The sequence below is a fragment of the Allocoprococcus comes genome (assembly GCF_013300725.1).
Classification (GTDB): Bacteria; Bacillota; Clostridia; order Lachnospirales; family Lachnospiraceae; genus Allocoprococcus; species Allocoprococcus comes_A.
In genome coordinates this window covers 50,354-73,727 of the sequence record NZ_JAAIMM010000007.1, presented here as the reverse complement: position 1 = coordinate 73,727, position 23,374 = coordinate 50,354, and the positions used below count along the sequence as shown (strand labels likewise).

Genomic DNA, 23,374 nt, shown 5'->3' with positions numbered 1-23,374 from the left:
TTTTTGTGAGATATGCCTGAATTTAAAACAGCCCGCAGGACGGGATTTCCTGCGGGACTTGCTTTATCATATCTTCTCTCATCCGGACTTTACCGTCGGTTATGGAATTGCACCATATCAGCTTTTTGCTCGCAGACTATACTGCCGGTCAGGAATTACACCTCGCCCCGAAGACTGTAATTTTTCTGTTAATTATCTTTAAAATTCATAAGGTGGATTTCCAGAGAAATCTGCGATTAAACCATGAGGATTTTCAAGATAGAATACCTCAAAAATAGGATTATCTGCTGTCTGGTACTGTCCCTTAACGATAGGATTGTTCATGCATCCTTCCTTTACACTCTTGTTGTCCTCAAATACTGCTTTGCCATGAAGGCGAATCCATGCATATTCTGGCGAAGAAACAGAAACTTCTACTTCAGGATTTGCTAACATATCCTTGTAAACATCCTTTGTGTTGTTAGTACAGAACCAAAGCTTTCCGTCCTGCTCAAAACAGAACATGAATGGACGGCATTTTGCCTTTCCATCTCTTCCGACTGTTGCTAAGTACTGAACCGGATTTTTCTGTAAAAATTCTACTACTTTCTGCATTTTAAATTACCTCCTTAATTTGTTGTAACATCATTTGTTACATCTTATGTTTGTACTATAGCATTTGTTTGATGTAATGTCAACAGTTACATCAAACTTTTTGTAACTTTTTTTGTTACAACTTCCTTTAAAAGTTTTACATTAATTATGACAAACTAAAAGGCTCCGGAAATTGTGATGATATAATCACGTATCCGAAGCCTTCTGTATTCTACTCTTTCTCTGTATACACTGCAATATCTTTTTTCACATCAGCAAGTGTCATTTCTGAAAGTTTTTCCTCCATTGCCCTCTGTACCTCTAACAGCCTCTTATCAAGAACATGGTGAATATTCTTTCCTACCGGACATTTCTGATTAGGATTCTCATGAAAATGAAACAGTTCTTCATCTGGTGCACATTCCACTGCTTTATACACATCAAGGAATGTAATCTGCTCCAATGGTTTGGTAATTGTCACACCGCCTGTCCCTCTTGCAACTTCAATAAGACCAGCAGCCTTTAATTGTTGCAATATTTTACGGACAATCACCGGATTGGTTCCAATGCTTGCTGCCATAAAGTCACTGGTCATCTTCTGATTCGAAAATGTATCTATACAGGTAAACATATGGATTGCCATTGTAAATCTGCTTGAAATCTGCATTATAAACACCTCTCTTCGACAATAATCATATCAAAAAATAGATGTAATTTCAATGGTTACATTGTTGTTAAAAACCTAATATAAATACAACCAATAATCTGCTTTAGAAAAATAGGAAGATACTTTACAAATTCCAATTTCTCAATAGCTTAAATAGAATATCCCATATCATAGGCCTCTTTAAAAACACTTTGATTCTTAACCAATCCAGCATCCATCACGTTTGCTGCATATATCTTTCCTGCGGTCTTATATTCTTCCAGATGTTCTACAAAACCATCCAGATCATCTTTTAATACGCAGATACTATAATCCTGATACAACATTGATCGGATTTCCTTCTATAAACTTCTTTATATTATCTGCCAAAATAGAAACCAGCCGCTGTCTTGTCTCAAGGCCTTTCCATCCCATATGAGGTGTCAAAAGGACATTATCCATAGTGTAAAGAGGGCTGTTTTCTTCAGGTGGTTCCGTTTCCTGAACATCAAGTCCGGCTCCTGCAATCGTACCATTTTCCAATGCTTCTATAAGAGCTGCTTCATCAATAAGTGCACCTCTTGAAGTATTAATGATAAACGCGGATGGCTTCATAAGTGATAAAGCTTCTTTGTTGATCATATGTTTTGTACTTTCTGTCAGTGGACAATGCATGGAAACATAATCACTATTCTTAAGTAATTCCTCAAGCGATACATAACGGATACCATTCTCATCCTCCCTTGGTGTCCTGGTGTACACAAGTATATTCATATCCAACGCCTGCGCAATCTTTATGACTTTTCTGCCAATATGTCCTGCACCTATAATACCAAGTGTTTTTCCGTTCACCTCAACATGAGGAACCTGAAGATTTTTAGTAAAGTTATCATGATTTCCACATGTCAGCATCTTCATCTGTACCTGCATTGCAGAACTCAGATTCAATATCATCATGATTGCAGTATGTGCCACACGTTCTGTACTATATGCCGGGATATTACAGACTGTAATCCCCTTCTTTCGTGCTGCCTCAAGATCAATATTATTATATCCTGTACCTGCCTCACAGATCAGTTTGACTGATTCCGGGAATCTCTGTATCATTTCTGCATTCACAGGCATCTCTTTTGTTACAATGATGTCTGCGCCCTGAATACGTTCTGTCAGCTGCTGTTCTGTTGTATCTTCATATACTGTAACATCAGAAGATAAAATAGAAAAATCCAGCTTTCGGTCAAAATTCATTTTCTTTGCATTCAATACTACACATTTATCATTCATACTATAAATTCCTCCACAACTTTCCACTTCATATATCACTCATCTTCCTCAAGTTTCTGTACTCTTCTTTTATATATTTTAGAAGATATCATTAATGCTAATAAGCATAAGATTTCCACCTGCACAAACATAATAATTCCGGTTGCAATTGAACCAATAAGTTTATGGTAATTCCGATAGGAAACACCAAACCATATAATCCCTGCCAATACTGCCGCAATACTACTGGCTATGATATTTGTCTTGAGATTCGGTTTCAATTTTCTATCCCAAATTCCATTTCGAATACAATCAATTGAAAGATATAATGCAAGACTCATAAATACAACCCATTCTCCGGCAAGATTCTTAATACTGTCATTCCCCACTATCATTTGTATTGCCATTACAATCAGCAATCCCCAAAAAGCAAGCCAACATCCGTTATGTTCAATTTTAAGAAGTTTTAATTCTTGGCGTTCATCTAAATTACTTTTCATTTTCTTCATCTTCATCATCCTCCCAGAATAAATCATCCAAACGTTTATCTAATACACGACAAATTTTACGACACAGTTTTATTGTGGGATTGTATTCTCCCTTTTCGATAGCATTTATAGTTTGTCTTGAAACACCAACTGCTTCTGCTAAGACTTTTTGCGTCATATCCTTTTCAGCCCTTGCCACTTTAATCGCAATATTTTTTGCCACTTTATGTTCACCTCCATTTATAAAGTAACACTTCTTTTTCATAATGTCAATTATATTTTACTTTTTGTCTTGTATACTAAAACAAGAGTGGTTAAGACAAGAAGAAAGTAGCGAGAAGATGGGGGAGTCCCCCGAGGAAAATGTGTAATATAATAGTAAAAATTCACAAAAATCGAGCTCAATTTTTGTAACGGGTTATACGCTTAACCTTTGTAAATTCCACCTTCATAAGGTACCATAGTATCATAGTTGGGAGCTTTTTTACCCCCCCAGCATTATCATAATATCGTAGAAGAAGGAATGAAAATGGCACAGAACAGGATTCGAATCGTAGATGTTGCAGATGCGTTAGGTCTTAGTACTGCTACTGTCTCAAAAGTGATTCACGGCAAAACAGAAAAGATTTCAGATGAGACGGTAAAACGTGTCCAGCAGGAACTTGAAAGGTCGGGATATATTCCGAATATGGCTGGCATTTTGCTTGCAAGAAATAATTCAAGAATCATCGGAGTAGTGGTGAATGACCATGAAAAGTATGAGGGCAGGGTTTTAGAGGATGGATTTGTGATGTCATCGCTGAATGCTCTTTCCCATGAGGTGAATGAAAAAGGATATTTTCTGATGATAAAAACGACATCTGATATCAAGGAGATTCCGGTATTTGCATCCATGTGGAATATGGATGGACTGATTCTGATTGGATTTTGTGAAGCTGATTATGAAAGCCTTAGAAATCAGATGCGGATATCGTTTGTAGTGTATGATGGCTATTTTGAAAAATGCTCGAAAGTAGTAAATTTGGTCATCGATCATTATAACGGCGGCTATCAGGCTGGAAAATATTTTAAGGAACTGGGACATAAAAAAGCATTATGCATAGCAGATAATTTCATCTGCATGGATAAAGAGCGCATCGAAGGGTTTCGCAAAGCCTTTGAACAGGGAGAAACATTTAGATGGGAGATACCAAAGACAGAAAAGGAAAGAATGTGCTTTTATGAAGATAACTATATGCAACTGTCAGAAAACAGTGTTACCGCTGTTTTTGCAGTGTCCGATTTTTATGCACTTGAGTTTATGAGATTTTTACAAGGAAAGAACATTCGGATTCCAGAGGATATCCAGATCATCGGCTTTGATGATAACATGGCAAGCAGGGAAAGCAATCCTTCTCTCACAACGATTCATCAGGAAGCAAACTTAAGAGCGAAGGCGGCAATTGAATGTCTGGAGGCAATGCGCGATGGAGCAGAATATAAGACAGAAATCGTGTTACCGGTTGATTTAATAAGAAGGGAAAGTACGAGGAAATTATAATGTCAAAGTTTATGAAATCGTTGTGTAAAATAGCAATTCCAGTCACATTGCAAAGTATGTTGCAGGCATCATTTTCAATTGTTGACCAGATCATGATTGGACAGTTAGGCGAGACAAATATATCGGCAGTTGGATTATGCGGTAATTTTTCACTGATTTTTTCAGTAGTGATCGGTGCGGTAAGCACGGTTGCCGGAATATTAATTGCACAGTTTATTGGTGCAGAAGAAACAAAAGAAGCATGGTGCAGTTTTGATGTGAGTCTCATCTGCGGAATTGTGATATCAGCATTATTCCTGCTTGCAGCCGGAGTTTTTCCGTCGCAGATTCTTGGACTGTATACGAAAGATATGAGTATTATAAATACTGGTGCGGTTTATTTTAGAATCGTAGCATTTTCTTATCTTCCAATGGCTGTCAGCAATATTTTATCCTCCTGGCTGCGCTGTAAAGAACATGCCACAATACCATTTCTTGCAAGCTTTGGAGCAGTTGTTGTAAACACAGGACTGAACTATCTGCTGATATTTGGAAAATTTGGATTTTCATGTATGGGAATAAAGGGAGCTGCGATTGCCACACTTATTTCGCAGTTGTTTAACCTGGTATTTATTGTTATTGGATTTGTCTTATGTATCAGAAAAGATGAAGATAAACCGGTATTATCTCTACATTTTAAAAAAATCACACTCTGGGATTATCTGATCATGATTATGCCGATTCTGATCAGTGAATTTTTATGGAGTCTCGGGCAAAATGTGGAATCTGCTGTTTATGGGCATCTTGGCACATCAAACCTTGCAGCTTATACACTTACCGGTCCGATTCAGGGACTTATCGTAGGGGCACTTAGTGGATTGTCAGCGGCTGCCGGTGTGATGGTCGGCAAAAGGCTTGGCAGGAAAGAATATGATGAGGCTTACACAGAATCAAAGAAGATTATGTATGCAGGCTTATTTGGTGCAGTAACGGTATCGGCTTTGCTCATTCTTTTGGCTGGAGTATATACCGGATTCTATCGTGTTGATGACAGCGTAAAAGAGCTTGGAAAGATACTGCTTATCGTATTTGCCTTGTATGCTCCGGTCAAGGTGGAAAATATGATACTTGGCGGAGGCATTATAAGAAGTGGCGGTAACACCAAAATCATTATGATTATTGATATTGTTGGCACATGGTGTATCGGAATTCCACTGTGTCTGCTTGCGGCATATGTATTCAAGTGGGGAATTGTTGGTGTGTATACATTGCTTACTACGGAGGAATTATTCCGGCTTACTGTATCGTTAATTATCTTTAGAAGCCGTAAATGGATAATTAGTTTATGCTGATTTACTTCTTGCGGGATTTTCATAATATGAATATCCGTCACATCGAGTCAGATGCGACGGATATCTGTAACCTTATTTTAGATTTTTTACTTGTCTACTTGACAGGGAGCTGATCATTACGCTTACTGCTACTCGTTTGCAATTATTATATTTCCTGTTTTTCAAAAAGTCAAACAAATTTTTTCTGACAGACTTATTTTCTGACAGACTTATCTTACAGTATCCGTTCAATACAATTTTCAATATACTCGATTCCAAGATCCGTATTCACCGTAAGATCAAAGTTCGCTGCTGCTCCCCAGATCCTGCCGGTATAATAGTGATAATTGTCTGCACGCATCTTATCTTCCCTGTGGATCTTATGCTGTGCATCTTTGGCTTCTACGCCAAGACGTTTCATCACACGCCGGATACGGCTCTCGATCGGTGCGGTGAAAAATACTTTCAATACCCGGCTGTTATCCCGCAGAATATAATCTGAACATCTTCCGATGATCACGCATTTCCCTTTTTCTGCCAGCTTTCGTATCACTTCTGCCTCAGCCTCATAGATCTTGTCCTTTGGAGCTTCTTCCTCCTCATTTCCATACTGATACATCTGATTGAACAGATCATAAAGCAGGCTGTTTGCCATGGACTCTTCTCTTTTACTGATAAACTCCGGCGTCATTCCTGTTGTTCCGGCAGCCATCTCAATGATCTCCTGATCATAAAATTCATATCCTAGCTTCTCTGCCAGCATTTTTCCAATCTCATGTCCGCCTGAGCCATACTGTCTGCCAATGACGATGACATTCTTATGACCTGCCTCTACAGTATTTTCAACAACAGGCTCTTCTTTTTTGGCTGCATACTCTTCTGGGAATAAATACGGTTTGACAAATTCCAGATGTTTTCCGAACAGTCTTGCAATAAATCCTACCAGAAGTGCCGCAATGACCGTACCCTCACGCACTCCGTTTAATTTTCCGAAGAACAGAAAGGAAAGTACTCCGGCAATGACCGCCATGGATGAATCGAAGATGATCTTTGTGGTTCCAAAATTGGTATTCCAGGTCTGCACGATCGCGCGGACAAAGGATTCGCCCGGCAGCATAACCACATCTGCAACTACTTCCATATATACACCAAAGCCAAGCACGATACATCCTGCAAGAAGTGAGATCAGCTTCACCAGATAATTCTGCGGATTCATCCAGGCAAACAGATACATGGTAAAGTCAATAAAATATCCGAATGCAACCGAAACCGGAATCTGAAGAATATTTTCCATCTTAAAATTCTTCCTCAGAATCAGGATCTGCAATACGATCAGAAGGATACTGAAAATGATCGTAAAGTTTCCAAGTGTCAATGGGAAATGAAGACTTAACACATATGGAATCGATGAAATCGGTGACGTTCCAAGACTTGCTTTTGTCACAAGGCTGACTCCAAGTGCATTGATAAACAGTCCCACTAAAAATAAAAGATATCGTTTTAATTTGTTCATTTTTCTCTGTCATTCCTTTCTTTTGTGCACTTATTCGTTTCTTTTTTCTTGCAGATTTGAGTAAATCTTCTTAGATACCGACATAAACTTTTCCATCTCCTCTTCGGATATCCCACTCAAAGCTCTTTCTTCAATCTGCTGAAAATTCTTATCAATCAGCTTCTGCTTTTCTTCCCCTTCTTCTGTCATAAAAATGTGAAAGGTACGTCTGTTCCCATTGAGGATCCGGCGCTCGATCAATCCCTTCTCCTCCATCTTATTCAGAATCGTTGTCAGGGAACCTGCTTCCAGAAAGCATGCCTGCGCAATCTCTTTCTGACTGCTTCCATCATGCGTCTTTAAATAATCGAGGATTTTCGGCTGACCAATTGTAAGCCCGGTATCCTTAATCCTCTCCATCAAAGCCTTCTGCACCAGCATTTGATTTGCCATGATCAGATAGTGTAAACTCTCATCCATCTCGTTTTCTCCTAAAAAATAAAAGTTATAATTCAAACAGTTTGAATTATAACTTTTATTTCCTGTTCTGTCAATTGTTCCGTGAAATGCTTATTTTTATATAACTTCTTTACACAAGAGGTCTGACCGCCTGATATACCTTTTTATACCGTTCAAATATCTTCTCATATTTTTCATAAGAAAACTCCGCATAGAGAAAGCCAAAGAGCTTCTGCTAAACAGCCCTGAGCTTCCTCTTGCGGAGGTTGCATATGCTTGTGGTTTTGATGATTATAATTACTTTATTACGGTGTTTAAAAGGATTGTCGGTATGCCGCCGGGAGCCTACCAGAAGGAGGAGCAGAACTGATTCCGGTCAGAATCGCTTTCTCAAGGAATGGATTCCCCTTGGGCCTCCTTTTGTTTCATTTTGCAACTTTTAGTTTGTTTCTTTTTGAATCTTAGCATCCGTTTTTTTATCTGCCCGATCATATATGCAAAAACTCTGGCGTTCCTTTCCCCACTTAGAAACGCCAGAATTTTTACATATACTGACTAAATTCTACTTTCTCCTTATTCGGTCCCTCAATCGTAAAGAACCGTACCCCATTTTCCCAGAACGGTAAGAAATGAATGATGTCATTTGTTGTATTCATCTGATTGTCTTCAATATACCGATACACTTCTTCTATATCTTTCACATTGATCGCCACATGATCAATTGCTCCGCTCTCCATCTTTGCAGCCTTATTTTCATAAGTCTCGATCACAAGTGTTTCCAGTTTCAGAAATGCAACCTTTTCGTCTGCTTCTTCATTCACCGTCTGAAGTGCGATCTCAAATCCCAGTTTCTGATAAAAAGCAATTGTTTTTTCAATATCATTTGTCGGAATCCCGATATGCTGAATCCCTGTTGTATATGTTTTCAGATCCATCTTAACGTCCCATCCTTTCTTCAACCTGTGCAAGTTCCGGCATCGCAGGAATCGCACCTTTTTTCTCTACACAGAGACTTGCCACCGCATTGCCAAACCGTACATACTCTTTCAGTTCATCCATGGTAAATGCTTCCGGTCTCTTTCCGGCTTTGCTGATACAATATAAAAATCCACCCCAGAAGGAATCTCCTGCACCATTGGTGTCCACCGCTTTGCTCACAAATCCCGGAATATGTACACCGCCTTCTTTGCAGTACAGATATGCTCCATCGCTTCCCAGCGTGACTGCAACGATCTTGACACCCTTCCGGAATAAAATTTCTGCCGCTTCTTCCGGACTTTCTTTATCTGTCAGAAGCTTTGTTTCTTCATCTGAAATTTTCATGATATCCACGTAAGAGACCAGACTTCTCATCTGTTTCTTTGCAGTCTCCTCATCCTTCCATAAAGAGGCTCTGTAATTCGGATCATACGAGATAATACTTCCTTTTTCTTTTGCGCGCCGGATCGCATAATGTGTGGTATCTCTTGCCGGCTGTTCCGTAAGTGACAGAGAACCGACATGGAAAATATGGGTCTTATCCAGAATATCAACATCGATTTCTTCTTTTTCCATTCTGGTATCTGCTCCTGGTTTTCTTGCAAAAGAAAATGTTCTCTCTCCATTCTCATCAATATTTACAAACGCAAGGGTCGTAAAATATTTTTCATCCAGAAGCATTCCTTCCGTTTCCACATTTTCTTTTTCCAGCACAGATTTCAAAAACTCTCCATGCATATCCTTTCCGGCCTTCCCGATAAAAGCGGTATGTCCGCCAAGTTTTGCCACTGCAACTGCAACATTTGCAGGAGCGCCACCCGGATTCTGGGCAAATAGTGTCTGCCCGTCTTCATTTACTCCCTGCCAGGTGAAATCGATCAGGATCTCACCAAATGTTGTAATGTCGTAAAGCGACCGTTTTGCCGCATCATTGGTATCCGCAAGAAGTCCTGCTTCAAGCAGTCTCTCCAGGACCTGGTTGCATTCATTTTCTTCGTCCGTGTGGATATGCAGTTCTCCGTATTCAAATTCAGGCATACTCAAAACACCGAGCATGGATTTCGCATTGACCACATATCTGCCACTGCAAAGCTCTACGTCACAGGAAATCCGCTCTGCAATGCTGACCAGTTTCCGTGCATTTGTCATGGTTCCCAATATTACTTTCGCAATCATTTTTTCCTCCTAAGCAAATATGCTGATAATCAGGGCACAGATAAGACCGGTAAATCCGATAATCGTCTCCATCAGCGTCCATGATTTTAAGGTTGTCTTTTCATCAATTTCCAGTAAGGAGCTTACCAGCCAGAAACCAGAATCATTCACATGACTGAATGCCGTTGCGCCACCGGTAATCGCACAGACCATCGCTGCAAGGTATAATGGCGAAAGTCCTGCAACCGCCGGCATGGATGCCATAATTCCGGCTGCCATCGTCATCGCAACCACTGCCGCTCCAACCGATGCTCTTACCAGAGCTGCGATCAGAAATGCAACTAAGATTAACGGAAGACCGCTCTTTTCCAGTGCCGGTCCGATGATGTCTCCCATCCCACAGTCCTGAAGCACCCAGCGGATAATTCCGCCTCCGGTAATAACCAGAAGGATCTGTCCTGTCGGCCGGAGAGATCTGTCCATGATCTTTTTCAGCTGTTCTCCGTCATACCCCTGTTTTTTTCCAAGAAAATACATCGCACACAGAACTGCAATAATCAGTGCTACAAATGGCGTTCCCACAAATTCCAGTACCGGTCGTACTCCGTCAAGTGCCGGAATATATTCCGAAAGTGTACTACACAAAATAAGTACCAACGGAACAAGAATGATCGCAATGACAGTTGAAAATTTAGGAAGGTTCGCTTCTTCCTCTTCCCTTACTTCTGAAACTGTAGTCGGAAGTCCGGTATGGATTTTTGTTCCGATGAATTTTGACCATAAAATCCCGGCAAAGATAAGCGATAAAATTCCGGTCGGTACACCGACTGCAATCATAACTCCAAGATCTACTCCAAGCATATTGGCAACCAGGACGGATCCTGCTGACGGCGGAATAAACGCGAAACCAGTTGCAAGACCTGCCAGAAGCGGAATTACATAATAAAGTGTTGATTTTTTTGTTTTCTTTGCCAGACCAAATGCAAGTGGAATCAGGATCACAACTCCTGCCTCAAAGAAAACCGTCGTTCCAACTACAAGTCCGGTAATTCCAAGTGCAATCCCTGCTTTTTTCTCGCCAAACCGGTTCACCAGTGTCTGCGCAACGCACTGTGCGCCACCCGATACTTCCAGTATACCTCCGAACAGGGAACCCAGACCGATCAACAGTACAATTCCCTGTAAGGTTTCTCCTGCACCTTTTTCTACCGTATTTACCAGAGTCGGAACCGGCATCCCGGCTCCGAGTCCGATCACCAGAGCAGAAATCAGCAGAGACAGTACCGGATGAAATTTGAATTTAATGATCAGCAGTAATAATAAAACAATTCCCGCTGCCGCCGCGATCAGCAGTCTTGCCGGATCTGCTGCAAATACTGTTTCTGACATTTTCATTTCCTCCCGTATTCTTCCTGATTAGTGAACATATTTGTGGATCGTTGCTTTTACAGCACCTGGTCCTGCGATCATTTCACGGAACATTTCTTCAATCTTTTCACCAACGCCATCTTTGTAAAGATCGGTAAAGAACAGACGTTCATTGGACAGGATCGGTTTCAGCTGGTCTTTCAATGTCTCCGGCTTTCCAACTACGATGTCACCAAGCTGTTCTCCGATTTCTTCATTCATCGGATCCGGTGCCAGTTCGAATTTGTTTCCTTCATCATCAACTGCCAGCATATATCTGAGCCAGCCCGCAATACCAAGCGGAATTGCTGTCAGTTTTGATGCATCTCCGTATTTTGCCACATAGGCTTTTACCGTCTCGCCAAAACGGATACCAACCATCTGTGACACATCAACTGCAAGACGGAGATTTGTATCTCCCAGATATTCATTTGGGAAACGGTCATTAAAAAGTTCATCCACAAATGCCTGTGGAGAAAGGATTCCAGGATCTGCCACTACCGGAAGTCCTTCGTCATAAGCAACCATTCTTGCCATCTTCATCATATCTTCATTGGTATTAAGCATATGTGCGAACAGATCATATCCAAGTACGACACCAAGCGGACCTGTGGCTGAATGAACCGGATTTAAGCATACCGTTACTTTCATTCGTTCCGAAAGATTTACTGTATTTCTGTCCGCCATATAAACTCCAAATCCTTTTTCCAGTGCCGGGCGTCCGTTCGGAAAACTGTCTTCAATGACCAGATATTGCGGTTTTTCTGCATTTACAAATGGAGCAATATAAGTCTTCTTTCCGGTGATAACCGGCTGCATTTTTTCCACACCGAGAGCTTCAAGATCATCTGCAATCTGTTCGCTCGGACGTGGGGTGATCTTGTCGATCATGGTCCATGGGAAGGCAACGACTTTTTCATCACTTACATATGTAATGAAATCATCATCTACAAATCCCTGCCTCTTCCACTCTTCTGCCATTGTAAGAACAGATTCACGGAGTTTTGCACCATTCTTGGAACAGTTATCCATAGATACCAGTGCAATTGGATATCTTCCTGCTTTGAATCTTTCATAAAGCATTGCTACCAGTACTGCCATGGCTCCTGTCGCTTTGTCCGGCCCGTTCTTAATATCCGCTTCCACGAATGGAAACCAGGTTCCGTCTGCTTTCTGCAGAGCATATCCTTTTTCTGTAATTGTAAAGGATACCATCTGAAGAGATTTGCTTGTAAAGATCTCTTTCAGACGGTTCCACTGTGCCAGATCAGAAGACTGTGCTTTTACTGCTTCTGCAAGGGATCCGAGTACTTTATATTCACGTGTTCCGTCCCCATGCAGAATTACGCTCAGTCCCAGATTGTCATATGGATCATAAATTTTATCTACTACGTCATAGTCAAATGTCTCTACACAGGTGATTCCTCTGTCCAGTACACCTTCTTCCAGAAGTCCGTCTGCAATTCCACCGATAAAAATACGGAAAATATTACCGATTCCAAAATGAACCCATCCCGGTTCTTCTTTTGCTTTTTCAGATACCTTCTCCACATCATATCCCGGAAGCGCAATTCCTGCCTTCTCCCATACCGCACGTTCTTTGATTCCTTCGATTGTTAACTTCATCTTATTACCTCCTGTTTTACTTTTTCTTTTTAGTTATGCTTTTGACTTACGCTTATATCTAAGTTGTAAGTGTAGTATATATCCAGCGTATCCAATTGTCTATTGACAAAAAATACAATTTCACATTCTTTTTTTATGCACTTTTAACAAAATCCGTCTGTTGACTTGTTTTACTTCGGCATCTATACTAAAATAAACCCAGATCTTATGTGTATGATTCACATATAAGTAAGTAAAGGAGAATAGTATGCGTGAAAAAGGAATGACCACAATCACTTTAAAAAAAATAAATCGTGATAAGGTCTATCAATACATCTACAATCAGAAAGAAACATCCAAACTTCAGATTGTCCAGGATCTGCAAATGGGACTTTCTACCGTCAGCCAGAATTTAAATGAACTGGAAAATGACGGTCTGATCAGCCGGAATGGATATTTTGAATCAACCGGCGGACGAAAGGCTCAGATTATAAAAATTGTTGAAGATTTCCGTATTTCGATCGGACTTGGGATTTTAAAAGATATGTTTCATATTGTAGCCGTGAATTTATATGGAGATGCAGTTGCAACAGAGACAATTGAACTCCCATATGAGAACAGCGATGCTTACTACACTGCCCTTGCTGCAAATGTAGAGCTCTTTATCCAGAAGAATCATTACGCTCTTGAAAAAATTGAGGGAATTTCGATTGCCACACAGGGAATCATCTCACCGGATGGAACTGCCGTAACCTACGGCGATATTATGGGAAATGCAAATATGCAGCTTTCGGATTTTTCCTCCAGACTTCCGTATCCGTGCCATCTGGAACATGACTCCAAAGCAGCGGCGGATCTGGAGCTCTGGAATCATCCGCAGCTTGACAGTGCACTGGTCTTTCTGCTGAATCCAAACCTGGGCGGTGCGATCATCACCGGGCATGAAGTCCATCAGGGAAATCATATGCGAAGCGGGCTGATCGAGCATATCTGCATCGACCCGGACGGTCCAAAATGCTACTGTGGCAATCATGGATGTCTGGAAACTTATTGCTCCGCTAATGCTCTGAAAGCTGCTGCCGGTATGCCGATCAAAGATTTTTTTTATCTCCTGCATCAGACACAGGCTCCGAACCTTATGCAGATCTGGCGGAACTATCTGGATCATCTTGCTTTTGCGATCCGCAACCTGAATCTTGTAATTGACAGTCCGGTGATCATCAGCGGCTATCTTGCACCATATTTTCAGGAAACAGATATGCTGTATCTGCTAAATAAAGTCAATGAAGGTTCTCTTTTCCGGATGACCGAAGACCAGCTTCTGGTAGGGAATCACGGACAGTATACTCCGGCGATCGGCGCAGCACTTTATTACATCAAGGAGTTCCTGGCTCCGGCTGTGTCGTAATAATCGAACAGGCTGCACTTTGCTCATCGTATACGAAAAAACAGGATGGATGCGCTTTCCAGTCTCCGCATCCATCCCATTTTTCTATTTTTTCAGTATTTTCATCATCTGTTTCTTTGAAGGGACCTGCCCTGCAACCACCAGTTTTCCATCTATCATCACCGAAGGAGCCGTCATCACACCCAGTTTTACAATCTCAACCAGATCTGTCACTCTTTCAATCTCCGTATCGATTCCAAGCTCCTCCAGACATTCTTTCACAACTGCATTCGTCTTATCACAGTTCTCGCAGCCGCTTCCAATTACTTTTATATTCATATCCAGCCTCCCGATTTAATTATTCAGTTTCATAGGAAGTCCCACACATTCTTCCCACGCCGCTGCGATTTCGCGGATCAGTGCGATTCCGATTTTGGAAATAAATACAAGTTGAGACTTCTGCTGGGCTTTATAAGGTGCATAATCCCGTTTTTTTCCAACTACGTCAACCTTTTCCCATCCTTCTTTTTCCACTTTAAAGAATCCCTTTACCCGGAAAACATCCGGTTCAATCTTCGCAAGGAAAGCTTCCAGCTTTTCCTTCTGGATCTCTCCTGTGAAATCCATGGAAAATGTCTTCGGTTTATTTTTCGATGAATTCGTAGTATCCTCACATTCTGCCCATTTATACAGCATCAGATCCATATCATAAAACGAACGGTCAATATTTCCATTCGCACTCTCCGTGATCGGACAGACCGGATTGATCTCACGCACTTTCTCTTTCACCTTCTCAATCCGGTTCTCATCTACCAGATCAATTTTCGTCAGAACTGCAAGATTGCAGTGCTTAAGCTGCCGGTCGATCGTCTCTGAATCTTCGACCTGATCCAGAAAATTATAGCAGTCCACCAGACAGATACATCCTTTGAAATCATATGCATTCGGAGCCATCACTTCCGTCGCCGCAAGAATTTCTTCCGCATTGGACGGATCTCCAAACCCTGAGCTCTCTACAAACACGTATTCCAGACCTTTTCTGGACATCTGAACCAGCGCATCCACAAAGGATAATCTCAGACAGCTGCAGAAAATCGATCCCCGGTTCAGTTCTACCATCTGGATATCATTATTCTGAAGCACGGTTCCATCAATACTGATCTTTCCCAGTTCATCCTGGATCACTCCAACCTTTGTTCCTTCCATATTTTCCAGCAGATTCCTGAGGATCGTCGTCTTGCCGGATCCCAGAAATCCCGTCAGAAAATACAATTTAATCTTACTCATGATTCATTTCTCCTTTTTCTATACTGCAACTGCACCCTGATTTGCTCTGCTGCAGCTGCAACTTATTTTTCTTCCTTTTCTGTATTACAATTGCAATTTAAAAGCCCTGCATAATCTCTCGGGATCATCAGCCGCCCAACCGTCTTGTAAACCTCATTCATCACATCCAGATCCAGAGAATACTGCATCCATTTTCCTTCTTTGCGTGCCTTCACAATTCCCAGATCGCACATCAGCTTCATATCGTGTGATAAGGTTGGCTGTGTGATGTGAAATTCCTCCAGGATCTTGCAGGCGCATAGTTCTCCTTCGGATAACATGTCGATGATCTTCAGACGTTTCGGATCCGACATTACTTTGAATATACGGGCATATTTTTCATAATCTATCTGCATTTTTCTGTCACCTCGGGTAATGTAAATCTTTTCCCTTTTCATGCAAGCATGAATGATCTTTGAATTTCCCCACTACTTTTGATAATATTACGGATTGCTCCGCAGCGTTGCTGCTCACGCAATCCTTCGTCCATTCGGAATCCGCTGATTTACTTCGTAAATCGCTCCTTCCTCATGTCCGGCGGGGAGCAAGTTCAAAATCCTTTTCATGCAAGCATGAAAGTCTTTTGAATTTGCTCCCCTATATTATCACATTTCCCCCATACCCCACAATGATTATTCCGATACAGACAATCCCAATGAATGTTCCGAGCAGTTTTTTCTTGATCGCTTTTGACAGCATTACCATAGATGGAAGTGAAAGGGTTGTCACTGCCATCATAAACGAAAGAATCGTTCCAAGTCCTGCACCTTTTGCCAGCAGGCTTTCTGCAACCGGGATGGTTCCGAAAATGTCTGCATACATCGGAACACCTACTGCTGTTGCCAGTGGCACTGCATACCAGGTCTGCTTTCCAAGAATGCTGCGAACGATATGCCCTGGGATCAGATTGTGGATGGCTGCCCCAATGATAACTCCGGCAACGATATACGGCGCTACCTTTTTAACGGTAGACACAACCTGATTTTTTGCATAATCCATACGGTCAGCTACTGTAAGTGACGGTGATTCTACCTCCACATTCGGTGCCTGGCGGATAAAATCTGCCACCTGATCTTCCATATGCAGTCTCTCAATGATCGTTCCACCTGTAACTGCTATGACCAGTCCAACAATCACATACGCAAATGCAATCTTACCGCCAAATACGCTCATCAGCAGAACCAGTGATCCCAAATCCACCATCGGAGATGAGATCAGAAACGAAAAGGTAACTCCCAGCGGCAGCCCTGCACTGGTAAATCCCATAAAAATCGGAATTGATGAGCAGGAACAGAACGGTGTCACCGTCCCAAGAAGTGCCCCGATCAGATTCGCCCAGATTCCATGAAATTTTCCCATGATCTTCCTGCTTCTCTCCGGTGGAAAATAGCTTTGAATATACGATATCAAAAAGATCAGCACTGCAAGCAACACAAAAATTTTGATGATATCATACAGGAAAAAATGGAGAAATTCGCCCGGGAATCTCCCCTCTCCCAATCCGGCTTTGGCAAGAAGTTTTCCAACCAGATCCTTTAGCCAGCGCATTCCAAGGATCTGATCCCGAAAAAAATCCCATCCGGTTTTTACTGCTTTCATTTTCTCTCCTTCCCATAGAAATATAGAAATATTTCTATATATTTTTCATTTTTTAACCGGTGCAAAACATTTCTTACACCGGTTCTTTAACTGCATCTTACTCTTCACATAGAAATTTGTCAATATGATTTCATTTATTTCTTTGCTTCCGTCGTCTTCGCATTCGGGTAAATCTTTTTCATCTTTGCATCATCATAATGCACATCCGCCCATTTTTGGACAACATTCGTCGCCTGTACACCATTTCCTCTTTCATCATATCTTACCAGTGCCACACAGGATACCAGAATATTGCAGACCATAAATACTAATAAAAACCAGGTCAAAAGCTTTCCTGCAACTGCCGGTATTTTCTCAATCCATTTTTCCACTGGCGGAAATAATATTTTAAACCATACAACTGCAGCAATTCCCCAGAAAAAACAGTAAAGCAGATTAATTCGTCCTCCCAGGTTAAACGGGATCTTGCTGTAATCCCAGAACACTTTTCCAAATACAAGTTCCGTAAACACGCTACAGAGATACTCATACGCACCACCAAGCAGTGTCCCCGTAAGGAATAGAAAACGATCCCCTTTATCCTTATACTTGTATAAAAGTGCCGTAACAAGTGCGATTGCAAGTCCCCAGACAATGCTGAACGGTCCCCAGACCACACTGCTTCTGCTCATCCATACCCCTGCCGTCACACGGCAGAAAATTGTTTCCGTGATATCTCCCAGAAAAGCACCGATCATAAACAGCATCACGATTTTATAAAAGCCGCATCCTTTTGCGAATACTTCTTCTTCGTCCTCTTCCCGGATCTCTTCTTCGATTTTTCTTGCCTTTGGATACGCTTTTTTCAGACGTTTTTCCAGACTTCTGACAATCTTTCCTGCAATCCTGGCACTGATCTTGTCCATCCCGGCATCCGTTGCGATCCATCGCTCCGGATTCTTACTCTTTCCGGTAAGTAGCATAAAGGAACCAAAGATATCAATAAAAAGTACCCCGATCAATATCAGAAGTACAATATGCATCAAAAGCTTCGGCAAGAGATGTAACAAAATCAGCGTGATCCCATTGCACCATCTTACAGCAAGATAACCGAGCGCACCCCAAAACAATGAAACCGGAAGACAGATATATCCATCCAGGTTCCATTTGATGTTTGAATAATCCCACCATCTCGCCTTAAACGCTTTTTCAATCAGATGACCGCTGACCCATTCTGCCACAGTCGCATAAACAGCTGCAAAAATGAACAGCCAGACTCCACGAAGTTCCTGCAAGCCGATCGTCATCGCAATTGCCGTCAGACCATACAACACACAAAACGGTCCGTTAACCAGTCCACGGTTGGCGAACTTTTTCTGCTTCAAAGTTGCCGATATCGTTTCTAATACCCATCCGCCAAAAGAATAAATGAAAAAGAGCCACAATAATTCATATCCAGTATAGTGATTCATAGTCTTCTCCTTTGTAAATTCATGGTATCATCTTATCATGCCAACCATGAACTTACAATTGGGATTTTATCCGTAAAGATATTATATAACACCAATCGTTTTTTCTGTATATTCATTTGTTTAGCATATATATTTCTCTATTTTTTATCTGCATTCCGCATTTATTTCATATATTTAAAATTATTTTATTTTTTTCAGAATTTTTATTGACATTTTGCATTTTATGCGATATTATAATATCAACAAAACAAAAGGAGGACGGACCACCAGAAACTTAATCTTAACTCCAAAGTCTAAGAAAGTAAGAGGTATGGACCAAAGGACACTTAATTTAAAACTCGGACAAATCTAATGAAAGTAAGAGGTACGGACCAAAAGGAACATAATTTAAAACCAGAACAAAATCTAAAGAAAGTAAGAGGTACAGACCACCGGAAACTTAATTTAAAGCCAGAACAAATCTAATGAAAGTAAGAGGTATGGACCAAAAGGAACATAATTTAAAACCAGAACAAATCTGATGAAAGCAAGAGGTACAGACCAATGGCAAGATAATTTATACAATATCAAATCAATGAGAGTAAGAGGTACAGACCAATGGCATAATAATTGAAATTTATATAGAAAAAACTATTTGAGATAATAGTTTCAGATAGATAAGAAGTGAATAAGGAGGATAATCCAATGGATGGATCAAATTAAAATCCACTGTAGCTGAAAGATCAGATACAGTGGATTTTTTATGACATATTATCTGTTCCAAATTCAAGAGCGCGCCTGATGACGCGCTCAATTTCTGCCGATTCATAATACAGCAGATTCTATGAAGTCTTCCGGTCCATATCCCATACTGCCTTACCATCATCACAGTATTCCAGATCCGGGCATTCCCCCTGTACAAAGGAATAAACCGGTTCTTTTCCCTCATATTCCTGAATGATACCGCTTAATTTGGCAAGCATTTTTTCTTTATCACCCGGAAGATGTCCTCTGACTCTCACATGGATAAAGTCATGAAAACCATCATATAAAATATTTGCTCCTGCTTTTTCCGGTGCGATCCTCTCGATCAGATGATATTCTTCACGAATTGTTTCCAGCTCATCTGCCGGAACAAAAGTACCTTGCCGTATATCTTCATACAACGGAACTTCTTTATGCAGAAACATGGAAAAATTCACTACATGCGCCGGATTGGTCCTGTTCAGGAACTGCGCCAGTGCTTCTGCATTTTCCATTCCTCTTCCTTTTCCTGCGACTCCGGTCATAATATGTGCATCATAGATCAGTCCTGCTTCATGAAGCCTGTCAATTGCCTGATACGCCTGTCCCAGATCATGATCCTTTTTCATAAATTTCAGTACATCATCCAATCCGCTTTCAATTCCAAGATACAGATGCTTTACTTTTTTTGCTGCAAGCATTTCCAGTTCTTCCTGGCTTTTATGTAAAATACTTGTAACGGTTGCATCCATATTGACCCCTTCACATTCCGGGAAGTAATATGCGATCCGATCCAGAATCTCATACAATTTCTCCGTCTTCAGGCCAAACGCATTGCCATCCCCCAGAAAGATCTTTTTCGGCTTTCCATTCAGATCACGAACTCTCTTAAGTTCCTCTTCAATCTGCTCTATCGGAAGCTCCCGATACTTCAGATGCCGGAATAAATTGCAGAACTTACACTGGTTGTATGAACATCCAACCATTACCGGAAGCATAAAAGAACTTCTCTCCATCGGTGCCCGGCAAATCTGTCCTTCGTAATCCATACATCACACTCCTATGCTTCTGCATAATAGACATAGTTTTCTTTTCTCGGTTTAGCTACAGGAAGTTCTGCTGCCGCATATCCGAGCACACAATGTCCAATTCCTTCATAGTCTCCTTCGATTCCCCATTTTTTCAAAAGAGCCTTTCCTTCCTCAGATTCAAATTCTTCTTTTGCACGGTGAATCCAACAGCTTCCGATTCCAAGAGAATGTGCCGCATTCATCAGATTCCCCATCACAAGGCTTCCATCATAAAGATAAGTTGGTCTTGCCTTGTCTGCAAGTACAATAAGAACTACCGGTGCTCCATAAAATGGATCTGTATCTGTTCCCATGATCTTTGCATTCATTGCAGAGAGCTGATCTCTCGTTGCTTTATCGGTCACTGCTACGATGATCGGTGACTGCATCCCCATTCCTGTTGCCGCATAAGTTCCAGCCTCAATGATCGCATCCAGATCTTCTTTACTGATCATATCCGGTTTGTAGCTGCGGACGCTTCTGCGCTCTTCCATGTTTTTGATTACTTCATTCATAAATTTTCAGCTCCTTTCAAATCTGTTCTTATTGTAACACGATTCAAAAGGAGCTGTACCTACTATTTTCTTAAATTTTTATATCCGGATTATTTTTCTTCTCCCCAGACTTCCTCTGCAATTTCTTTTACAAGTGCAAGTTTCTTCCACTGTTCTTCTTCTGTCAGCTTATTTCCGATTTCACAGGAAGCAAATCCACACTGTGGGCTTAAATACAGTCTTTCAAGTGGGACATATTTTGCAGCCTCATGAATTCTTTTAATTACGTCTTCCTTATCTTCCAGCTTTGATGACTTGGTTGTAATCAGACCGAGAACCACTTTTTTATCACCATTTACACTCTTCAGCGGCTCAAATCCACCAGAACGCGCATCATCAAATTCCAGATAATATGCACTTACATTTTCACGGGCAAATAAAGTTTCTGCCACACAGTCATACGCACCGCTGCTTGCATAAGTAGAATGGAAATTTCCACGGCATACATGCGTGTTGATCACCAGGTCCTCCGGCGCTCCCTCAATTGCACGGTTATTGATAGCAAGAAGCTGTTCCATGATTTTCTGAAGTCCGGCTTCATCGGTTCCGAAAATTGCTGTAGCATGTGGATCTACACACATTCCCCATGAACAGTCATCCAACTGAATGTTTCTACAGCCCGCATCATACAGGTCACGAATAACTTTCTTATATCCATTTGCGATATCTTCTGCCAGTTCTTCCACATCCGGATAATACTGATTGGTATTCGGAAGGGACATTGGCATAATAAACTGTTCCAGGAACTGTGCCGGTGCCGGGATCGTCTGCTTTGCTACTGTATTTTCATCTTCCAGTGCCTTTACAAATTTAAAATGTTCTACAAATGGATGCTGATCTACGGAAATTTTTCCAGTCAGATAAGTATCATCGATCATTGCAGCTTCACCGTGGAACGGAAGTCCGGTCTTAGTCGGCTCATGTCCTACCCCGTTAAATCCCCACATGAAATCAAGATGCCAGGTTGCTCTTCTGAACTCGCCGTCTGTGATCACACGATATCCGGCTTTTTTCTGCTTCTCTACCAGGTCTAAAATTGCAGCATCCTCTACTTTTGTCAGTTCTTCTTTTGAAATCTTTCCTTCTTCAAAATCTCTTCTTGCTCTTTTCAGTGTTTCCGGTCTTAAAAAACTTCCTACATAATCATAACGAAATGGTGTATTTTTACTCATAATATAGCTCTCCTTTTTTCTTTCGTACTGTCTGTCTTTTATGTTTGAAAGTATAGCAGAGTATTCTGCATCTGAAAAATACAAAAAAAATGCAGTTTGCCATAGTTTAAAACTATAGCAATATCAAAAAAATGTTTCACGCTCCCTTCTTCCATGCTACAATATTACCAGGATATCTGACCAGAAGTATTTTCCGCTAAGATACATTTTCCAGATACTTTTCTAATATCCCAAACCCAAAAACAATATTCTTTATAGAAAGTGAAAAATATGACTCTTCAACAATTAAAATACGTCGTAACTGTTGCTGAAACAGGAACAATTACCGAAGCCGCAAATCGTCTTTATATTTCCCAGCCAAGCCTGACAAACGCAATCCGTGAACTGGAAAAAGAAATGAAGATTACCATTTTTCTCCGGACTAATAAAGGGATCATCCTTTCAAAAGAAGGCGAGGATTTCTTAGGATACGCCAGACAGGTTCTGGAACAGGCCGCTATTCTCGAAGATAAATACAAAGGAACTTCCGGCGGGAAAAAGAAATTCTGTGTATCTACGCAGCACTATTCTTTCGCTGTCAATGCCTTTGTCGATCTGATCAAAACCTACGGACAGGATGAATATGATTTCAGTCTCCGCGAAACCCAGACATACGAAATCATCGAAGATGTAGCAAAAATGCGCAGCGAGATTGGAATTCTTTTCTTAAATAATTTTAATGAAACGGTTCTGGAAAAAATTTTAAAATCCAACGGGCTTATTTTTCATCAGCTGTTTGTTGCAAAACCACATGTATTTATCAGCAGACGTCATCCTCTCGCCGATCACAAAATAATAGCCAATGAAGAACTGGACGATTATCCATATCTTTCCTTTGAACAGGGTGAACACAATTCCTTTTATTTTTCAGAAGAAATCTTTTCTGTATCTGAACGAAAAAAAAATATCCGTGTACGGGACCGTGCCACCTTATTTAATCTTCTGATCGGGCTAAATGGCTACACAGTATGCAGTGGTGTAATCGACAAAAAGTTGAATGGAAAAGATATCATTGCCGTTCCTCTTGCTGACGAAAGTGATATGCGGATTGGGTATATTACACATAAAAAAAGAATGTTAAGCAGATTAGGGACAACTTATCTGGATGCCTTGAAAAAATATCTGCAATAAAAAACT

Annotated in this window: 25 protein-coding genes and 1 riboswitch; of the genes, 5 read left to right on the top strand and 20 right to left on the bottom strand. The window is 40.9% G+C overall.

The genetic code is table 11. From position 1 onward, the window contains the following. Positions 1-66: 66 nt before the first annotated feature. Positions 67-179, bottom strand: a riboswitch (FMN riboswitch). Positions 180-198: 19 nt separating this feature from the next. From G4407_RS05495 to G4407_RS05470, 6 genes are all read right to left on the bottom strand, one after another. After that, positions 199-594, bottom strand: a complete 396-nt coding sequence (locus G4407_RS05495; protein WP_004844992.1) for a pyridoxamine 5'-phosphate oxidase family protein — start codon at positions 592-594, stop codon at positions 199-201. A 211-nt stretch (positions 595-805) separates the two neighbouring features. Continuing rightward, positions 806-1,240 (bottom strand): Rrf2 family transcriptional regulator, encoded by a 435-nt coding sequence (locus G4407_RS05490; protein ID WP_173688069.1) that lies wholly within the window; start codon positions 1,238-1,240, stop codon positions 806-808. A 149-nt stretch (positions 1,241-1,389) separates the two neighbouring features. Further along, entirely contained in the window at positions 1,390-1,566 is a 177-nt protein-coding gene (locus G4407_RS05485; protein ID WP_243259231.1) for a hypothetical protein, read from the bottom strand. Then, positions 1,547-2,503, bottom strand: a complete 957-nt coding sequence (locus G4407_RS05480) for a 2-hydroxyacid dehydrogenase (RefSeq protein ID WP_173688068.1) — start codon at positions 2,501-2,503, stop codon at positions 1,547-1,549. The genes G4407_RS05485 and G4407_RS05480 overlap by 20 nt, the downstream gene beginning before the upstream one ends. Positions 2,504-2,538: 35 nt before the next feature. Beyond that, positions 2,539-2,991, bottom strand: a complete 453-nt coding sequence (locus G4407_RS05475) for a DUF6773 family protein (protein WP_173688067.1) — start codon at positions 2,989-2,991, stop codon at positions 2,539-2,541. Continuing rightward, positions 2,972-3,193, bottom strand: a complete 222-nt coding sequence (locus G4407_RS05470) for a helix-turn-helix transcriptional regulator (RefSeq protein ID WP_173688066.1) — start codon at positions 3,191-3,193, stop codon at positions 2,972-2,974. The genes G4407_RS05475 and G4407_RS05470 overlap by 20 nt, the downstream gene beginning before the upstream one ends. Positions 3,194-3,499: 306 nt before the next feature. Between G4407_RS05470 and G4407_RS05465 the strand changes: the two genes are divergently transcribed. Both G4407_RS05465 and G4407_RS05460 read left to right on the top strand, forming a co-directional pair. Further along, on the top strand, positions 3,500-4,510 hold the full coding sequence (locus G4407_RS05465) for a LacI family DNA-binding transcriptional regulator (RefSeq protein WP_173688065.1): 1,011 nt from the start codon (positions 3,500-3,502) through the stop codon (positions 4,508-4,510). Beyond that, a complete protein-coding gene (locus G4407_RS05460) occupies positions 4,510-5,841 on the top strand; it encodes an MATE family efflux transporter (RefSeq protein WP_173688064.1) in 1,332 nt (443 codons plus the stop codon). Before G4407_RS05465 ends, G4407_RS05460 begins: the two co-directional genes overlap by 1 nt. 214 nt (positions 5,842-6,055) lie before the next feature. Here G4407_RS05460 and G4407_RS05455 read toward each other — a convergent pair whose 3' ends face one another. Further along, on the bottom strand, positions 6,056-7,333 hold the full coding sequence (locus tag G4407_RS05455) for a cytidylate kinase family protein (RefSeq protein WP_173688063.1): 1,278 nt from the start codon (positions 7,331-7,333) through the stop codon (positions 6,056-6,058). Between the two features lie 30 nt (positions 7,334-7,363). After that, the gene (locus G4407_RS05450) at positions 7,364-7,792 is read right to left on the bottom strand and encodes a MarR family winged helix-turn-helix transcriptional regulator (protein WP_173688062.1); all 429 of its coding nucleotides are present in this window, start codon (positions 7,790-7,792) and stop codon (positions 7,364-7,366) included. A gap of 100 nt (positions 7,793-7,892) precedes the next feature. Here G4407_RS05450 and G4407_RS17155 point away from each other — a divergent pair, with 100 nt between their 5' ends. Continuing rightward, entirely contained in the window at positions 7,893-8,141 is a 249-nt protein-coding gene (locus G4407_RS17155; protein WP_173688102.1) for a helix-turn-helix domain-containing protein, read from the top strand. Between the two features lie 172 nt (positions 8,142-8,313). Here the strand turns inward: G4407_RS17155 and G4407_RS05440 are convergent, their stop codons facing one another. From G4407_RS05440 to G4407_RS05425, 4 genes are all read right to left on the bottom strand, one after another. Next, positions 8,314-8,706 (bottom strand): VOC family protein, encoded by a 393-nt coding sequence (locus tag G4407_RS05440; protein WP_173688061.1) that lies wholly within the window; start codon positions 8,704-8,706, stop codon positions 8,314-8,316. 1 nt (position 8,707) lies between these two features. Next, positions 8,708-9,712 (bottom strand): carbohydrate kinase family protein, encoded by a 1,005-nt coding sequence (locus tag G4407_RS05435; RefSeq protein WP_243259234.1) that lies wholly within the window; start codon positions 9,710-9,712, stop codon positions 8,708-8,710. A 222-nt stretch (positions 9,713-9,934) separates the two neighbouring features. After that, positions 9,935-11,293 carry a GntP family permease gene (locus tag G4407_RS05430; protein ID WP_173688059.1) on the bottom strand — a complete coding sequence of 453 codons (1,359 nt, stop codon included), beginning with the start codon at positions 11,291-11,293 and terminating at the stop codon, positions 9,935-9,937. Positions 11,294-11,320: 27 nt separating this feature from the next. Continuing rightward, on the bottom strand, positions 11,321-12,937 hold the full coding sequence (locus tag G4407_RS05425; protein WP_173688058.1) for a mannitol dehydrogenase family protein: 1,617 nt from the start codon (positions 12,935-12,937) through the stop codon (positions 11,321-11,323). 247 nt (positions 12,938-13,184) lie between these two features. Between G4407_RS05425 and G4407_RS05420 the strand changes: the two genes are divergently transcribed. After that, positions 13,185-14,324 (top strand): ROK family protein, encoded by a 1,140-nt coding sequence (locus G4407_RS05420; RefSeq protein WP_173688057.1) that lies wholly within the window; start codon positions 13,185-13,187, stop codon positions 14,322-14,324. Between the two features lie 84 nt (positions 14,325-14,408). On the opposite strand, the gene G4407_RS05415 is transcribed toward G4407_RS05420, so the two are convergent. From G4407_RS05415 to G4407_RS05380, 8 genes are all read right to left on the bottom strand, one after another. Next, positions 14,409-14,642, bottom strand: coding sequence for a thioredoxin family protein (locus tag G4407_RS05415; RefSeq protein ID WP_173688056.1), 234 nt, complete (start codon positions 14,640-14,642; stop codon positions 14,409-14,411). Positions 14,643-14,657: 15 nt separating this feature from the next. Next, positions 14,658-15,590 (bottom strand): CobW family GTP-binding protein, encoded by a 933-nt coding sequence (locus tag G4407_RS05410; protein WP_173688055.1) that lies wholly within the window; start codon positions 15,588-15,590, stop codon positions 14,658-14,660. 62 nt (positions 15,591-15,652) lie between these two features. Continuing rightward, positions 15,653-15,985 carry an ArsR/SmtB family transcription factor gene (locus tag G4407_RS05405; RefSeq protein ID WP_173688054.1) on the bottom strand — a complete coding sequence of 111 codons (333 nt, stop codon included), beginning with the start codon at positions 15,983-15,985 and terminating at the stop codon, positions 15,653-15,655. Positions 15,986-16,226: 241 nt separating this feature from the next. After that, entirely contained in the window at positions 16,227-17,228 is a 1,002-nt protein-coding gene (locus G4407_RS05400; RefSeq protein ID WP_173688053.1) for a permease, read from the bottom strand. A gap of 134 nt (positions 17,229-17,362) precedes the next feature. Beyond that, positions 17,363-18,679 (bottom strand): putative ABC transporter permease, encoded by a 1,317-nt coding sequence (locus tag G4407_RS05395; protein ID WP_173688052.1) that lies wholly within the window; start codon positions 18,677-18,679, stop codon positions 17,363-17,365. 821 nt (positions 18,680-19,500) lie between these two features. Then, complete coding sequence (locus tag G4407_RS05390) at positions 19,501-20,451, bottom strand: radical SAM protein (protein ID WP_173688051.1); 951 nt, start codon at positions 20,449-20,451, stop codon at positions 19,501-19,503. An 11-nt stretch (positions 20,452-20,462) separates the two neighbouring features. Continuing rightward, a complete protein-coding gene (locus tag G4407_RS05385) occupies positions 20,463-20,987 on the bottom strand; it encodes a nitroreductase (protein WP_173688050.1) in 525 nt (174 codons plus the stop codon). 89 nt (positions 20,988-21,076) lie between these two features. Next, positions 21,077-22,198 (bottom strand): 5-methyltetrahydropteroyltriglutamate--homocysteine S-methyltransferase, encoded by a 1,122-nt coding sequence (locus tag G4407_RS05380; RefSeq protein WP_173688049.1) that lies wholly within the window; start codon positions 22,196-22,198, stop codon positions 21,077-21,079. A gap of 270 nt (positions 22,199-22,468) precedes the next feature. Between G4407_RS05380 and G4407_RS05375 the strand changes: the two genes are divergently transcribed. Then, positions 22,469-23,368, top strand: a complete 900-nt coding sequence (locus tag G4407_RS05375) for a LysR family transcriptional regulator (protein WP_173688048.1) — start codon at positions 22,469-22,471, stop codon at positions 23,366-23,368. Positions 23,369-23,374 lie beyond the last annotated feature (6 nt).